This is a genomic window from Virgibacillus litoralis (assembly GCF_017873675.1).
Lineage (GTDB): Bacteria > Bacillota > Bacilli > Bacillales > Amphibacillaceae > Lentibacillus > Lentibacillus litoralis.
Genome location: NZ_JAGGKK010000027.1, coordinates 1 through 18,094, shown reverse-complemented (window position 1 = coordinate 18,094; position 18,094 = coordinate 1). Strand labels below are relative to the sequence as shown.

At 33.6% G+C, this 18,094-nt stretch carries 9 protein-coding genes; all 9 read left to right on the top strand.

Features of this window, described 5'->3' with window-relative positions:
- Nucleotides 1-29 precede the first annotated feature (29 nt).
- The 9 genes from pglZ (at nt 30) to J2Z82_RS17780 (ending at nt 18,024) form a co-directional block, all read left to right on the top strand.
- A complete protein-coding gene (pglZ, locus tag J2Z82_RS17820) occupies nt 30-2,525 on the top strand; it encodes a BREX-1 system phosphatase PglZ type A (protein ID WP_209482150.1) in 2,496 nt (831 codons plus the stop codon).
- Between the two features lie 26 nt (nt 2,526-2,551).
- Nucleotides 2,552-5,728: a DEAD/DEAH box helicase gene (locus J2Z82_RS17815; RefSeq protein ID WP_209482149.1), complete on the top strand. Its 3,177-nt coding sequence runs from the start codon at nt 2,552-2,554 to the stop codon at nt 5,726-5,728.
- 118 nt (nt 5,729-5,846) lie between these two features.
- Nucleotides 5,847-10,586 carry an AAA domain-containing protein gene (locus J2Z82_RS19730; protein ID WP_209482148.1) on the top strand — a complete coding sequence of 1,580 codons (4,740 nt, stop codon included), beginning with the start codon at nt 5,847-5,849 and terminating at the stop codon, nt 10,584-10,586.
- A gap of 447 nt (nt 10,587-11,033) precedes the next feature.
- Complete coding sequence (locus J2Z82_RS17805) at nt 11,034-12,020, top strand: restriction endonuclease (RefSeq protein WP_209482147.1); 987 nt, start codon at nt 11,034-11,036, stop codon at nt 12,018-12,020.
- Between the two features lie 63 nt (nt 12,021-12,083).
- Nucleotides 12,084-13,232 carry a hypothetical protein gene (locus tag J2Z82_RS17800; RefSeq protein ID WP_209482146.1) on the top strand — a complete coding sequence of 383 codons (1,149 nt, stop codon included), beginning with the start codon at nt 12,084-12,086 and terminating at the stop codon, nt 13,230-13,232.
- On the top strand, nt 13,225-13,479 hold the full coding sequence (locus J2Z82_RS17795; protein ID WP_209482145.1) for a hypothetical protein: 255 nt from the start codon (nt 13,225-13,227) through the stop codon (nt 13,477-13,479). The genes J2Z82_RS17800 and J2Z82_RS17795 overlap by 8 nt, the downstream gene beginning before the upstream one ends.
- A gap of 111 nt (nt 13,480-13,590) precedes the next feature.
- Nucleotides 13,591-15,372 (top strand): DUF4209 domain-containing protein, encoded by a 1,782-nt coding sequence (locus tag J2Z82_RS17790; protein WP_209482144.1) that lies wholly within the window; start codon nt 13,591-13,593, stop codon nt 15,370-15,372.
- Nucleotides 15,373-15,753: 381 nt separating this feature from the next.
- The gene (locus tag J2Z82_RS17785) at nt 15,754-16,344 is read left to right on the top strand and encodes a hypothetical protein (RefSeq protein WP_209482143.1); all 591 of its coding nucleotides are present in this window, start codon (nt 15,754-15,756) and stop codon (nt 16,342-16,344) included.
- Nucleotides 16,345-17,322: 978 nt separating this feature from the next.
- Entirely contained in the window at nt 17,323-18,024 is a 702-nt protein-coding gene (locus tag J2Z82_RS17780; protein ID WP_209482142.1) for a hypothetical protein, read from the top strand.
- The last annotated feature ends 70 nt before the right edge of the window (nt 18,025-18,094 follow it).

Genomic DNA, 18,094 nt, shown 5'->3' with positions numbered 1-18,094 from the left:
CTTTCTCTTTACATAATGAGGTGAAAGCCGTGAATGTGATTGAAAAGTTACAGGATAAAATACAACAAGAGAAGGCCAACAAAGAACGAGCGATTGTTTTTTGGTATGATCCACAGCAGCAGGTGAGCATAGATGAACTAGTAGCACAGTTAGGTGATATTGAGGTTAGACATTTAACTGACCGGAACTTTTTTCAGTTAAAAGTGGAACTAGAAATTCAACGCACAACTGATTCATTCCTAATTTATTCTGATGCACCTAGACCAAATGACAAGGATAATATGTTGTTGGATATTTTAGCTTACAGTACGGAATTTAAGGCAGATGAGACAGCCATTTTATCTGAAGACTTACAAGTATCTGATCATGTGTTACGTCCAATGATGGAACAATATCCTTTATTTTTCGATAGCCAAGAGCGTAAAAGAAAGTTGGGTAGATTATTACCTGAAGAAGCTGGTGATTACCAGTTTGAACTGAGTATTTTGGCTGTATTAGTCAAGGCATCTGTACCTGATATAAAAGTTATTTCCCGCCAGCTACTTATCAATGGTTTCCATATGGAAGACAATGACTTCTTGAAGCAACTTAAGCGCAATTTTTCTTTAGAACGTACGTTTGAAATCATCTGTCGGTATTTTGGTGTGACATTAGAACGTGCTGAAGAACCACTAGTCGAGCTATTAAACGCATTAATCTATCAACACTTTAAACAAAGTGTCAATTTTACGGTAGAAGAATGGGACAAACAATGGGCATCGTCTTCTCCTAATGTTTGTTCGCTATTCGTTGAAGAATGGTTACAGCACGGTGATCGTAGTGTGCTAGAAGAACAAATTAAAGAATGGGAAAAGCGTTATCATGTGAGGAATCAGTTAGCTAATCAAGATATTGAGAACTATTCGTTGGTTGAAACATTCCCCGTGGTCGATGCTTTGATGATTGAGAAGTGTATTGATGAACTCTATCATCAAACGATTAATGTTGATGACCGTTTATCGTTGATTGATCAGCGCCTTAGGACACACTGGGGTTCAAAAGGAAAACTGAATTCCTTATATGAAACATTATACGAAGCTGTACGAATGGAGAAGTTAAAAGCTGTCGTTAATCGAATGCAACAAGAGACGGATTATTACGGGAGTTATGCTAAGCATCTATACGAAATTGATCAGACCTATCGTCATTTTATGTATCATTTTACTCATCTTGATACAAAAGACAGGCTTGAAGAAATTGCGAGTCGCTTAACAAATTGGTATGAAAATGAGTATTTGCGTCGAATTGCAGATGAGATGAATTTCAAATTAGAAGATGGTTACGTATCGAAATTAATGCCACAACGCACATTTTTTGCCAAGAAAATCCTTCCGATTCTAGAAAAAGAAAATACCAGAGTTTTTGTGATTATCTCAGATGCATTGCGATATGAAGCGGCTTATGAGCTTCATGAGCAGTTAACCGAGCGTGAGAACGGTACATCAGATATTGAACCGATGGCAGCAAGTTTCCCTACTTATACGCAATTAGGCATGGCATCATTATTACCTCATCGTAAACTTGAAGTTGATGAAAAAGGTGTAGTTAATGCTGACGGAAAATCAACAAAAGGAATGGATAACCGTCTTAAGATACTGAAAACGGTCGAACCGCAGACAGAAGCTTTAAAATTAAAAGACCTGTTAAGTATGAAGTCAAGTGAAGCAGAGCAGTTATTAAGAGGAAAACGATTGGTTTATTTATATCATGACCGTATTGATGCACATGGCGACTCAAACAAAACGGAACATGAAACATATGAAGCTGTTCAAAATACGATTAAAGATTTACATTATGCAGTTGATCGTTTATCCCGTCTTCAAGCAAAGCGCATCTTTATAACCGCAGATCATGGCTTCTTATTTCAATTTAAACAAATTGAAGAACATGGAAAAATTCCATCTGTGGATGGCAAAGTAATCGATGGCAGTCGTCGTTTTGCGATTGGTCATCAGTTGTCAGTTCCAGAGGGGGCATTCAAGTTAACGGAGCGCCAGAGCCCACTTAAAAATGCCGAAGTCGTTCTTGCAAAAAGTCTAAACAGATTCAAAACCGGAGGCGGTCTCCAGTTCATTCATGGGGGAGCTTTACCCCAAGAGGCCGTTGTTCCATTAATTGAATATCGACGTATAGAAAAGGCGCATCCAGTTAACCTGGCCGTAGCGATGATTAATAAGGTCATTACGAATTATCGTGTTCCGATTTCATTCTACCAAGAACAAAGTGTTTCCGATGAATACACGTCACGTAAGGTCCGTGCAGCTTTTTACCAAGGTGATGAACGAATTTCGAATGAAGTTGAACTTGTGTTTGACTTAAAAGGCGAAAACCGAGAACGTAACAGAAAAGTTGAATTCAACTTAGTTGAAAAACATTATAAAATTGGCGAAACATGTAAGCTGAAAATCGAAACAGTGACGAAAAAAGGTTATGAACCATATTTAGAAGAGGAATTTGTTTTACGTTTATATGAAGCATTGTATTAAGTTGAGAAGAAAAAGAAGGTGTTATTGTGCTTAAAAAAGGTGAAATTGTAGGTGCTTCGTTTTGGCCCGAACCCGTTCAAATTAAACATGTCGAAAGCATAGATGAGGATTTGTATTTAGTTGAGGCTGTGGGAAGAGAGTCGAATCAATTCTTCGAGAATTACTTGGAAAAATACCAACTACAAGAAGTCGAGCATTATTCTGAAGATGAAGCGTCCAATCAATTGAAGAATCGATTTCAACACTACTTGCAGTATCAAGTGCTAAAAACTGAAAAAGAGTACTCTCACTCACGGGTTCGCGGAAATAAGAATTTAATTCCATTGCCACACCAAATCGAAGCCGTTTATAGCAAGATGTTGCAAGCACCTCAAGTGCGTTATCTGTTGGCAGATGACCCTGGCGCCGGTAAAACCATTATGTCTGGTATGCTCATCCGTGAATTAAAAGCACGTAACATGATTCGAAAAACATTAATACTAGTACCACCTCTCGTGTTAAAACAGTGGCAAGCAGAGTTAAAAGAGAAGTTTGATGAAGATTTTGTGATCATCACTCGCGATTATTTAAAAGCATCAGGTGAAATCAATCCCTTTGATATGCATCAACAAGTGATTGCATCGATGTATTGGGCTTCTCGTGAAGATATTAAAAATATGATCTTGAACGCCCATTTTGATTTCGTCATTGTTGACGAGGCCCATAAGATGGCTGCATATACGGTTGGCCAAAAGAAGCGCAAAGTAAAGCGGACAAAGATGTTTCAATTGGGTGAGAATTTATTAAGACATACAGAACATTGTCTTCTGTTAACTGCCACCCCCCACAAGGGTGATAAAGAGAACTTTAGACATTTAATGAGTTTGGTGGACCACGATATTTTTTCTCAACTAAATCGTAGTGATGCTATTTTTGAAAAAAGTAACCCTTATGTAGTACGTCGTTTAAAGGAAAATATGGTTAATTTTGATGGGACACCAATCTTTCCCAAACGAACGACCAAAACATTAGGTTTTAATCTGAGTCCTGCTGAGATTGATTTATATGATGCAGTCACGGAATATGTCAGACACTATTTCAATCGTGCAAAGCAACATAATAAACCTAATGTTGCTTTTGCCATGATGATTCTACAAAGGCGATTAAGCTCTTCAGTTGAAGCGATTTATTTATCTCTAGTACGTCGGAAAGAACGTCTTCAAAAGGTATTAGAAACAGGGCAAAGAGTACAACAAATGATAATGGACTATGAAGACTATGAAGATAGTTCGCTTGAGGAACAGGAATTAATCGAAGCATACGCTGAAGGCGAATTTGAAGAAATTGATTTTGATGAATTACAAGTCGAAATTGAGATGTTAGATCAACTGATTCGAAAAGCTAATGTTATTAGACAAAATCAAAATGAGCGTAAATTTTTAGAACTTGAAAAAACACTATTTGGCGCTGGCGGTGTGTTAGCTCAAGGTGAGAAAATTTTAATATTTACGGAATCTAAGGATACGTTAAACTACTTAGAAAAGAAATTGAAAGCCTATGTCCCTGATATAGCAAAAATTGTTGGTGACTTCTCGATGGATAGACGACAAGAAGAAGTAGAGAAGTTTCGAAATGAAGTTCAAATTATGATTGCAACTGATGCAGGTGGAGAATCGATCAACTTACAATTTTGTAATCAAATGGTCAATTACGATATTCCTTGGAATCCCAATCGATTAGAGCAACGAATGGGACGTATCCACCGTATTGGACAGAAGAATGAAGTGTTTGTTTTTAATTTAGTTGCCACGAATACAAGAGAAGGTGACGTGCTAACTCGATTATTAACTAAAATGGAACAAATGCGAGAAGACCTTGGACAAGACTTGGTCTATGATTTTGTAGGTGAAGTTCTCGAAGACCGTCAAGCTGATTTATCTTCCATCATGGAACAAGCTATCACAGGACGTGAAGATTTGAATGAAGTGATTGAACATATGGAGAAGTCATTATCGGAAGAACATAAACGATTATTGGAACTCACTCAAAATGAACGATTAGATGATAACTTTGATCTACCAGGTGCGAAGCGATCTTTCGATGAGGTTTCCGTTCACAGTATTCCGAGTCGCTTTTATGGGAAGTTCGTTGTGAATGGTTTAGAAAATACGAGAACAAGAACAAGTATATCTGCAGATCAAACTACAGCCCGTATTGATCGATTTCCAAAAAGAATAAGAGACTTTGCACGTGATCAGAAGTTAATGTTTAATTTTGATGAATCTATTCGGTTTGCATTAACAGCATCAAAGGAAACAGAAACATTGTCAATGGTTGAAAATGATGACGCATTATTTAGTTTGGTGATGAGATTAACAGCGAAGGAGCTGCAACAAGCTGTTCTACCATTGTATGAAGTTCAAACGTCCATTCCAGAATCTATGACAATGGAATTGAATCAAGTGACAATTGTTGATGGTAATGGCCGAGAGCTTGACCAAAAGTTAATGTTAACAGGGAAACGTGGCAACGGTGAGTTTGTTCAAATATCACCTTATTTACTGTTTAATCGATCACTAGATGTCACAAACACGTATAGCAATGAAGAACAAGATATTAAACGACAAGTGATTCAACATGCAAGAAAACTACTCAAAACGATTCAGCGAAAGCGCGAAGACTATGCCAATCGAAAACGCGTTTTCTTAAGAAAGTCATTTGAGGATCAAATGGAAACGTTGCAAGAACGTTTAAAAAATTACCAAGAAGAAAACGTTGAAGGTAAAAACAGCGCTCTAATTAATCAAACATATGCCCAAATCGATGAAATGGAAGACCGAAGCAAAGAACGATTAAATGAAATTGACCGTGAACGATCAATTCAATTGAAGCCTGTTAAACGAATAGCCCAATTTAAAGTTAAGCCAAATGGTGGTAACAATGGTCGAGTTGTACCTGAAGACAATATAAGTTTAATTGAGGATTATGAATTAAAACATGGCAGAATGAACGTCAGAACACAACCTGCATTTGGTTTGGTTGATTTCATAAGCGAGGAAGTGGATGGCGATAGTCGTTTGATTGTTGTTACAGATGATATACACTCATTTAAACAACAATTGGATGAAGAGGATTATGAGCTAATTAAGAGTCAGGTGTATGTGTATGAGGTTATAGAAAGAGAAATTACTGAACATCGCTTAGAGCAAGGTCTATTATTATAAAAAAGAGATTATGAGCGGAAAGATATTATGAAAAACCACGCTATAAATTATACTTTTTAAATTATAAGTAAATTACTGTAAAATATAAATAAATAGTTGGTTCTAAAGAGGTGATTTAGTGCAAATCAGTAGCATACCTAAAGAGAAAAGGTTTTACGAATATCTACTAGAGTTAACGAAACTTACTGGAAAAGTTATAAGAGACTATCGTGGTTTTGAAAAACACTGGACCCCTAATGACTTAAAGGATGTTGAAGGCTGTAATGTCGGTGATGAATTGGATGACTCAGATACATTCTTAGAAATACAAAAGCCACAAATTAGAAGAGAAGAGAAAATTCCTCCTTATCCTAATGAAACAATTAAAGAGTGGTTGGCTTTTAACATAAACAATGAAAATGCATTCCTCAATCATGAAACTCAAAAAAGGTATATAAATGAACATGGTGAAGAGAGCTCTGAAGCATTTGAAGATGATGAAGAGAGAGTTAAGCTATATCATAACTTTATTATCAGATGGAAAGAATGGTCGGAAAATTTAAAAGAGAAAAAGAAACTTGAAAAATTATATAATGAGTTCTTTGACTTAGTATCTCGCTTTGATCGTGAAGGCGAATCACTTGAATTAGTTTTTGGTAGGGGTATCTTAACCTGGAATCACCCAGATAAAAAAGTTGGCCTTATTCGCTCTCCCTTATTAACACAAAAATTAGAGTTAGATTTAGATGCTGAAAAGGGTGTAATAACAGCAAGTAGAATAGATGAAATGAATAATGTAGAACGTGAAATGTTATCTGGTGTTCGATTGCCGAATAAAAATAGGGTTGATGAGATTTTAAATAGTTTAAAAACATTCGATATAAAAGATGATATTACGGATTTATTAACTCAATTCGTTCATACAATTGATGCAAACGGTGAATATAAAGAGCCTGATGAAGAAATGGAAAATCGTAATACACCAGTTATTTATGATGACACTATTTTTATTTTTAGAGTTAAAAATACTCGTGTATTACGTGACGACCTTGAAAATATTATTGAGGGTATAGATTCTGGTCGCATAGAATTGAATGAAGCTGTTAAGTCAATTCTGGGGGAGGAAGTACAGTTTAGTCCTGCTGATTCTTCAGAAGCAGATACTGATGCCGATGCCAATAATACTTTTACCAAAAACCAATTATTTTTCCCACTAGAGTCTAATGAACAACAAAAGGACATTGTCAATAGAATTGAAAGGAATTATGGAGTTACGGTACAAGGTCCACCTGGAACAGGTAAGACACATACAATAGCTAACTTGGTCTCTCATTTCTTAGCAGAAGGAAAAAGAGTATTAATTACAAGTCAAAAAGAAAGCCCTTTACGAGTATTGAAAAGTAAGATACCAAAAGAAATTCAAGGTTTATGTGTTCCAGTATTGGGTGGTGGAAGAGATTCCTTACAAGAAATTGAAAAATCCATTAATACAATTAGTGAAAAATTGGGAGAACTGGATACTGATAAATTAAATAAGAGTGTTGATTTAAATCTTAAAGAGCTTCATGAGAGCAAACAAAAAGAGGCGAGTCTAACAAATCAATTAAAAGATTATGCAGAAAAGGAAGGCTCTGTATTAAAATATAAAGGTGAGGAATTATTTAGGTATGAAGTAGCTAAACAGTTGTCTGAAACAGATATAAATTATGAATGGTTATTAGATGATTTACATATGGAAGCTGAATTTCCAATGGAAGAAGTTGAGTTTAAGGAACTTTGGAATTTAAGAGATCAATTAAGTACTGAGGATCTAAAATTATATTCCAAAACACTTCCAAAGATTGATGCGGATTTAAGAAATGAACAATCCTTTAAAGCTCTCATTGATGAAGGTGAAAAATTATCAAAAAACAAAGATGAAGGTTCTAAACAGTTGTATGCACTTCATTTATCTTATGATATTACTGAAATAGAAAAGTATATCCAGTCTCTTAACACTATTTTAGATTTTAAACATGTTATACAAGATGAGGGTTATAAACTCTTATTAAATGATTTGAGAGCAGGAGGAATACGAGAAGAGCGTTGGAAAGATTTAGTGGACAGCATGGAAGATAACTGCAATAAATTGTTTAAATATTATAATGGATTAGTTACCCATATGGTGAAGCTTCCTGAGAAAGGACTTAGCGAACTAAAAGAAAATATTGCAATTGCAAAAGAACGAATTAAAAGTGGGAAAAAACCTAATTTCGCCTTTTTCCTATTTAAAGGTAAACAAACTAAATATTTATTTGAAGATCCAATATTAAACGATAAACCATTATCAACAATTGATGATTTTAAGCCCATTGATGATTATATTGAATACGAAGAATTGAAGGCTGAAACGGCAAGAATAATTAATGGTAATTTAAATGAGATCAATCAGTATAATATCGATCCGGATGCAGCACGTTTTCCACATATTCTTGAAGAACGACTGAAAGAGTTAAAAACCGTAATAAAAGTTTTTGAAGTAATGAATGAGATAGATGATAAGTTGTCAATCAATCACGTTGATTTATATTCAGTTAACGATGTAAGTTCTTTGTTAGCGGATATAAAGCAAGCTAAAGCATATTTGGATTATAAAGAATGGCCAGAAGTTTACCACCAAGAATTATCAAACTTAAAGTCCTTTGGTAATAAGGATAGTACTCATTCACTGATACATGATTTTATTAGTGCCTTTGAAAGTGAAAATATTATTCAATGGAATTACTTATTAAATCATTTATTAGAATTATATGAAGTGAAAAAAGATGTTCGTAGGTTCTATGAATTATTAACAAAAATGAATCAAATTCTTCCATTAACTGAAAAGTCGATCGAAATGTCACTTGGGAAAGTATGGGAATATCCTGATTGCTACTTAAACTCTTTTGAACTCAGAAAACTAAGGACATGGCTTGATGAGACTAGAGATATTAATGCCACTAAATTAAGAAAATTAATTGAAAATGAAAAGACTAATCAAAGGAAATTGATTCAAGATATTGTAAGGGATGCATCATGGGAAAGCCAAATTAAAAGAATAACAGAAAAAGAAAAAAGAGCATTGAATTCTTGGAAGACCTATATAAAGAGGTATGGTAAAGCAACAGGTAAAAACAAACGGTATTTAAGTAGTATAAGAGAATCTATGAAGGATGCTCAAAGTGCCATTCCGGTATGGATAATGCCAATCACACAAGTTCTTGAAAACTTTCCGATTACTAACGATAAGTTTGATGTTGTTATATTTGATGAAAGCAGTCAATCTGACATTTTTTCGGCAAATGTACTATTAAGAGGTAAAAGAATGATTGTCGTTGGTGACGATGAACAAATCAGTCCACAAGCAATAGGTGTTAATCAAGATGATGTAAATGAATTAGTTCATCGATATTTATCTGATATTCCAAATTCTGATTTGCTTGATGGTAATATATCTTTATATGAAATAGCCGAACAGTCTTTTCCTAAGGAAGGAAAGTTGATGCTGAGGGAACATTTTAGATGTGTTCCTGAAATTATTCAGTTCTCTAATGACCTTAGTTATGGCGGAGAAATGATACCTTTAAGGTTACCGTTGGAGGAAGAAAAAATTGAACCACCTGTAATGGCAGTTAAAGTTAACGATGGTTATAATGATGAAAAAGATAAAGATATTAACCTTCCTGAAGCTGAAGCAATCGCTAACGATATTTTTGAAGTTGTTAATGACTCGAAATACAGTAATCAGACTTTTGGCGTTATAACGCTACAAGGAAATAGGCAGCATAAACTCCTCGAAAATTTAATAAGAGATAAAATAGGCGATGCTGAATACGTCTCCCGGAAAATTATCTGTGGAAACCCTTATGAATTACAAGGAGATGAACGTGACATTATATTCCTTTCAATGGTAGTTGCTCCGAATAGGAATTTCAGAAAACTAACTCAGCCTAGCGAAAAACAGCGTTATAATGTAGCGGCAAGTCGCGCAAAGAATCAAATGCGATTATATCATTCAGTTGATACAAATGAGCTAAAAAGCGATGATTATAGATACGCTTTATTAAGCTATAGCAAAAATCCCACTAGGATCAACGAAGAACTAGAGGATTTAGAAAAGTTATGTGATTCTCCCTTTGAGGTAGATGTACTAAAGTTAATCTTAGCTAAAGGTTATAAAGTTACTCCACAAGTTAAGGTTGGTGGATATCGTATTGATCTTGTCATTGAGGGTATTCGCGATAGACTTGCTGTAGAATGTGACGGAGAGAAATGGCATGGTCCTGAAAGATTTGAAGAAGATAAGCAACGTCAAGCGTCACTGGAGAGAGCTGGTTGGAAGTTTTGGCGTATTCGGGGTAGAGAATTTTATTTTAACAGGAAGAAGGCAATGGAAAGTCTCTGGGCGAAATTGGATGATATGAGGATTGAACCACATCTAGATGAAAGTAGTATGGATAGTAATATGGAACGTCAGACTATGATTGATAATCCCGAGGAGTCATCTTACGAATATCAGAGTATTATAAGCTACTCTAATAGTGAGGGTTCAGATAATGAAAAACAAATGAAATTATTTGAAGATGATTCTGTTGATACTCAACAAATGAAATTATTTGATATAGAAAATGCTAGTAATTCTCGAAATTCCAATGATAGCTTAACTGAATATTTAGTATCTAAAGGGTTAAATATTATTGATAAACGGGTTAAGGGTGGAAGTTTATGGGTTGTTGGTGGATCGGAACTCGAACCAACTTTAAAGGAACTAACCAGTAAAGGTATTCACTTTGAATATGTACCTAATGGAAGCCGTTCAACTGAAAAGCAACCTGGTTGGTATATGAATCCTGATAAATAAATTAATAAACAATATCTTTAAGTGCGATACAAAAGAGTTCTGATTTGCAAAGCCTATTGTGCAAGTAAAACTTAGGAAATAAGGGTTAGTCCCCACTGTACTTATCACTGGGAAAAGAGATAATGGTGAATGGATTCATTTTGCACCATACTTCATTCTTGAAAATTGTCAAACATTAATTGAAAAGTATGATGCAACAAGGACGACTGAATGTGAAAGCACAAAGACCATTCTGTCTAATTTATTTTTTATAAGTGAAGAAGCGGATGGCGAAAGTCAATCGAACACTATAACCTGTGATCTACATCGATTTAAGGAACGATTAGTTTAAGAAGACTATGAAGCTATTATGAGCAAAGGTTTTTGTGTAAGAGCTCGCTAATCATAATATAACTGAATACATGCTATAAACAATATTAATATTTCAATAATTACGGGGTGAAGGTCATGAAAAAGTGGTGGATGATTCGTGCAGGGGATAATAATGAGTTAATCCCTGTTTGGAAAGAAAAAGGTATTGCTTCTATTGGATGGCCTAAATTAGGTGATCCAAACCAATACCAATCAAAAGAAGAAATGGTTGCAATAGCTGATACTGTTTTTTTGGAAAGTAAACCTAAGTCCAGGAACAGTTGGGTGAATCAAGTATGGCGTTTCAGTAGAGAAATTAACAAAGGTGATCGAGTAATAACTTATTTTAAAGAGACACGACAATATATGGTAGGAACAGTTACAGAATCGCATTTTTATGATAAGTCTATTGGAAACCCCGATTATCCTAATAATGTAAGAGTTGAATGGGAAGAAATCACTGTAGAACGAGATTCATTATCGCAAGCAGCCAAAAATAGTTTGGGTTCTGTGTTAACAGTCTTTCGTGTGGATGATTGGGGAAGTGAAATTCAAGAGTTAGTTGAGCATCCATTTTATGAGCCTGATGATAACGATGAAGATGAAATAGAAGACAGCGAAATTATTGAAGATCTTGTCAGTAAAGCTTTGGTTATGGTACAAGACAAGGTCGATAAACTCGATCCATGGCAAATGCAAGAATTGGTAGGAGGACTCTTACAAGCAATGGACTACAATGTTCAGGTAAGTCCCAAAGGCCCTGATGGAGGCGTAGATGTCCTGGCATTTAAAGATGCATTTGGATTTGAAAAGCCTATTATTAAGGTACAAGTAAAGCATCGAAAATCTTCTGCATCAGCACCAGAGATTCAGCAGTTACTTGGGGCAAACCCAATTGATTCTAATAGTTTATTTGTTTCAACAGGTGGATTTACTTCACAAGCTAAAGCGGTAGCTAAACATAACTCTGTTAGATTAGTAGATATAGAGGAACTAGTTAATTTGTCAGTAAAATGGTATGAAAATATGCCTAATGACGTTAGGGCATTGTTGCCGTTGCAAAAGATGTATGTGCCTGAATAAGAAACTATATAGTGAAAATTAGTTTCCGGAATTCAGGCACTTTAAAGAAGGGGGTGTACCTTTTTGGATAATAATCCAAGGATTATCAACACTACAGGCGGTGAATTAACCTATAATAATTCAACTAAAACAAATAATGATAATGAAGTATCAGTCCCTTCTGAGTTAATTGATACAGTTAATAAAATTATTTGGGAAAATATTAACAATAATGATATTCCGTTAAACAAAGAAAAACTTGATGATTTATGGAAAATAACCATAAACCCAGAGTTTCGAGGTGGGATTGATAATGGTAGCCTCTCAATTAAAAAAGGATCTCTAGAGATTAGAAATGCTAAGACTGGTCAATTTGTTGGAAAGGCTCAACTTAATGAGATGACAACAGAAGAACTTATCAAGAAAAATAAGCCATCCACACTCTCTAATATTACTAGAAACATTGCCAGCATATCGGGGCAACTACAAATGGCCGAAATCTCAAAAAAACTCGATGTGATACACGAAAAAATAGATTTACTTGGTGAGTTTTTATGGAGAGAGAAAGTTTCTAGGGTGCATAGTATAAATTCGGTTATTGAAGAGGCCATTGAATCACTTCCCAATAAGAATGCCATGGTAAGAATTAACGATTGTATTATAGATTTGAAGTTCCTATCCGACTTTATTGAAGAAACTATCGAAGAAGTATTAAGTAGAAAAATAGATTATAAACTTATTCCGAATTTCATAGATGGTTTGAAGGTTTGGGAATGGAGAAGTAAATATAGGAATGAATACAATAAAAAATATAATGATGAAATCCAATTATTTATTCATGAGTATGGTTTTTTATTGGATTTATATTTCCAAACTCTTGGTCTTATAGGAACCTGTTATCAAATAACTAATGAATATCATCATGCTTCGAAATATTATAGGAAAATTGAAACTAAAATGAACTACTATTCGACAGAACTAGTTTCTAAGTTAATATATTTGCTGAATGTTGATGGAATTAGTATCAATGATGATGTTTCTCTTTTACATGTTGCGGAAAGGCTAAAAGATAGAAAGTTACCTAAAACTTTATTACAAGAAATAAATTCAAACGATATTAAAGTAGATGAAGTTAGAAACATGCATAAAAGACTTGTTTCACAATTTGAAGAGATCCAAATTTCTTATGATGTTGATACACAATTATTAATGGGAGACATAAATAATGACTGAATTAAATTGTCCAAATTGTAAAAGAAGAAGGGTCTTTATAGAAAAAGAAATGAATAAATATGAATGTGAATCCTGCAAAAATGTATATAGACAGTGTAAAGTAGAAAATTGTTCAAATCTCGTAAATCTTGGGTTCGTTTGTAAAGAATGTATTGGTAAAGGCATCAAAAGTGGTGGATCAGCAGGTCTAACTGCATTAGTTGCTGTAGGTGGTATTGCTTTAAAGGTGTTAAGGAAGGGTAAATAAGATGAGGAGGTAAGGTGGTACGATAGGTATTATCAAGTATGTGAGACAACAATTTATAATAACAAGATAAATTCCTGATAAAAGAAAGGTCTTTCATGTAGAGGTGTATGTATGAATCAAAGTATTATCAATATCATTAATGAAGCTATTAGAAAAGCTAAATCATATGAGTGCTTTGACTACCGACAAGAACTGTTAAAATTGACCGATGGTTTGGATGGTACAGAAAAAGAAGTTATACAATTAATAACAGATATACTCTCGTATCATATGAATAAAAAAGACCCAAAACAACCATTTGAACCTTATGCAATTTTTGATGGGAAAAAAAGCGCAGCATTAAGTGATCTTTCACAACAAGATATTAAGACATTAATAAACTTATATCCATATTTTGAAGATAGTGAGATTAAGGCAAGAATTTCTGATGTAATATGGACTAGGAACAAGATATATAAATATGGTCAGGATGCAATTGATAACTATCTGATTTCAGCGGCTAGATTAGAAGATTGGGATCAATGGACAGTTTTTTCTGATAAAATTGAAAGGGCATTACAACTTGCGCTATTTTTTGGTAGAGATAATGATAAAGTTGATCAAGTTAATACATTTATAAAAGAAGCAATAATAAAAATAAATGGGGAAGACCCACTATATCTTACAGGGAAATTAGTGGAGTTATTACTTGAACAAAAAGATATAGATGTAGGGCAATTTATTATTATTTTGGAATCAAAAGTATTAAGAAACCTCGAAGAAACTGAATACTCAATAGCTAAATATTACATGGAATTATTGGCTAAATGTTATCAAAGATTGGGGAATAACGACAAATATAAAGGTACAATCGAAAGAATAGCTATGGCATATGAAGAAGAAGCTGAATATTTGAGTGAAGATGGTAATAAAAACAATGTGGCTATAATTAGATTGCTGGAGGATGCTATAAAAACCTATCGGAAAATTCCAGGAAAGAAGCAAAAAAATGATGAGATTTTATCAAAACTTGAGATTTTCAAGAAGAAAATGAGTGAAAACCTTCAGCAATTTTCTCATAATATGGATATAACTAATGTAGTTACCGAAATTGAGAAGAGTTTTAGAGGAAAAGAAAAGCTAGTATGTATAGCAAAGTTAGCTTTTATTCAATCTATTAATACGAAAAGTAGTCTTGAAAAAAGAGTAAATGAATTACATAAATCATCCCCTATAGCCTATTTAGTCAATAGAGAAATTATTGATAATGACGGAAAACGGATCATAAGTATGCCAGATTTAAATTCCGGAAGTGAAGAAGAAAGAATGGAAGCCCTAGAAGCTCATATGCTGATGGAAGCAGCCAATAATCATTCAATTCAATCTGGTATTTTAATTAATCATGCCTTAAGAATAATTTCTAATGACCATGAAATCGACAGAAAAGATATAGAGTTCCTTGTTACCAATAATATGTTTGTTCCTTTGGGAAGAGAAAAGATTTTTGTAGAGGGTCTGTACGAAGGTTTTAAAGGAAACTTTTTGAAAGCTATTCATTTATTAATACCACAAATAGAGAATTCATTTAGAGAAATTGCAAGAATGTGTGGGGATATTGTAACTACTTATGAGAATGACGGTAAGGAACAAGCAAAGTCGTTAAATAGTATATTTGAATTACCTAATTTTGTAGCGGCATTTGATAAAGATTTACTCTTTGATTTGAGATCACTGTTAACTGAAAAGTATGGCTCTAACATGCGAAATAAACTTGCACATGGGTTATTATCATATGAAGAAGCATCATCATCTACTATTTCACTATACGTGTGGTGGATAGGCTTAAGGCTATGCAGCATGTATTCAGATAATTTAAATCAATATATTTCAGAAAATAAAAAGCTATTTGTTTAATAAACTAAGGGCAGTTATTCATATTACTCCATATGGTTAAATCGTTCTTACATTAAATATAGCTAGCTCAGGAAATCATCTTTTTGAACATTTTGAACATATTAATTAGGAATTATACATAAATCCTGACAGAAGAATAATAACGAAAATAGATTGATTATTAAAAAATCTTGTAACGAAATGATGAAGCTGAATGTTGCCGTAAAAGTGTACTAAAAAAATTACCAAATATATTATTCGATTCAATTCTCAAAAAGTTAATATACCTATAAATCATAATGGTTATAGTGTAATTAAGAAATTTTGATATTAAATATAGTTTTTATAATTCAAAAGTAGAATATCACAATCTCCATGTCTATTAATAAAAGGGGTGAAAAAGTGAAACTTAATATCGAATTAACGCCAAGAACAGCTATTGGGCAAAATTTGAGGGTAAAACCCGAATGGGAGATATTACGGAAGAAAGTATATGATATTTATAATCGGGAGTGTCAAATCTGCAGTAAACAAGATTGTTTGCTAGATGCCCATGAATTATGGGTATGGGATGAAGAAAGTCATATACAGAAACTTGTAAATATAATAGGGATATGCAGATTATGTCATGATACAATACATTTTGATATAGCTGAAAAAAAAGGTAGAGCAACTGAAGCTAAGGAGCATTATATAAAAATTAACAATTATGATTACAAGGAATTTAAACAAAAACTTGATGAAGCTAGGGAAGTTTATCAAAGAAGAAGTAGAATAAATAAATGGAGTTTAGACACATCTTTGATAATTCAAAAGCAATGGATAAGAAGAATATTTTACCCGGAGGAACACATATTGTCAGACTTTGACCAACAAAAAAGATGTGAATTTTGCTGTGAATTCTATCATATAGAAGCTATTATAAATAATAAATGTTTTAACTGTACAGAAGAATTTGAGGAAGATTTAACTGAAGACTATGACTCATTTTAGTTTATACGGAAGAAAAAGGGTCTGACCCCAGTATGCCCGGAATGAATTCAATAAAAAGTTTAATCGCGTGTTTGATATAATGGATCAACTAGAGTTAGAACTAGATACGGAAGAATAGATGCTCTTCTCAAAGCGATTCCTTTGACAAGGCATCGCTTTAAATATGGCTTTTGGTGTCCGTCAACATCTATATCCGCTTATATAAATTAAAAATCAAGTTAAAAGATAGTTATGCTAATATGCCTCGTTGTTCAATTTAGCAATTTTAGCTAGTACCTGTCATTCCCAAACTAATTATGATTATCATGCCAGGAAAAATATATATAGGTCTTGACAGAAGGATATCGCATGGGCGGAGTTCGTTGGAGCATAAAATAAAAAGAACCACCTATGGTATAGGCGATAGATAACTAGTCATTATTTTTTATGCTTAGTTTTATCGACTTGTTTCCACTGGTTACCTGGTTTCGATTTAGTAGGTAAAGGTTTATTTTCTACACCTGTTATTTATGTATTACCTTGTTTGCCACCACGACTTCAATAAATTTGCCAGGGTCATTAGGTCTTGAACCTGGGGTATAAGTTCTTCCCAAAATAATCACCTCCTTCTCTAGTAATTTCGACATTATAATCATTAACCCATGTTAATTTGCAGGAAAATTTAATTATTTGTCGAAATATTACGTATGAAAGGAGTGTGAATTTAAGTGACGTTTAAATAAGAAACTATGGATGGAAAGAGAAATCCTTATCGAAGCGGCGTCAGTGTTACTTAACGCATTTAACTAGAAAAACGGAAGATATGATGACTTCCACCAATAAGAAATTGATAGTTGTTTTGCCTGGGCTTAATTCTAATTTGTGAAAATTTAACTAAGATAATTTAAAAGACGTATAAGGACGAATCTCATGCTTCCTTTTTGGGGCATGGAAGCGGAAGAACCGTCCCCATGCTTCTCTAATAGGGAGTACCTATGAATGAAACGAATATTTGGCTATATTGTGGTGTTTATAGTTGGTTTTATATTAGGTGAAATGGATATTAATTCTATTACAATTAAAGTTATTAAAGAAATATCTCAACTTAATATTGCTTCGGTCACTGACATATTTTCTAATCGTGAAATTGCGATTGGAATCTGGATTTTTATTTTTATTATCTTTATACTTTCAAAGCCTAAAATTAGAGACGCTGTGTTTAAAGTGGTTCAAGCTGCTACGGCAAAGCAGCTAATTATTCCATTGGTTATTATTATTATATATTCTACAATTTTGGTATTAATAGCTTCATTGTTTTCATTCTGGCAGTTGAAGTATTTGAAAGTTGTTGCTTTCTGGGTGATATTTGTTGGAATACCTGTTAGTTACAGTGCTATGGCAATCCACGAAGTTAATCATTATTTTAATGATATATTAAAAAGGAATTTTAAATTTATTGTTATTGTTGAGTTTTTATTAAGTACAATTACTTTTAGCATTCTCACTGAATTGATTCTATTACCTCTTTTGACATTTCTAATTTTATTAGAAACAGTTGCTACTACTAAAGATGAGTATTATAAGGTTAAAAAATTTTTATCATTTATCGTAGCATTTGCGGGATTTGCGATACTTGGGCTAACTCTAAAAGAGGCTATTGAAAATTATGTTATCTTTCACTGGCGTTGCATAAACAGGTAATAGCTAAGTCAAACATTTGAATTTTGTATCTATCATTACTAATTGAATATTCTGATATAACTTACGTCAC

What these genes read in the sequence shown, in the direction of transcription:
- J2Z82_RS17805 (WP_209482147.1), top strand. Translation starts at nt 11,034, where the DNA reads ATGAAAAAGTGGTGGATGATTCGTGCAGGGGATAATAATGAGTTAATC.
- J2Z82_RS17795 (WP_209482145.1), top strand. Translation starts at nt 13,225, where the DNA reads ATGACTGAATTAAATTGTCCAAATTGTAAAAGAAGAAGGGTCTTTATA.
- J2Z82_RS17790 (WP_209482144.1), top strand. Translation starts at nt 13,591, where the DNA reads ATGAATCAAAGTATTATCAATATCATTAATGAAGCTATTAGAAAAGCT.
- J2Z82_RS17780 (WP_209482142.1), top strand. Translation starts at nt 17,323, where the DNA reads ATGAAACGAATATTTGGCTATATTGTGGTGTTTATAGTTGGTTTTATA.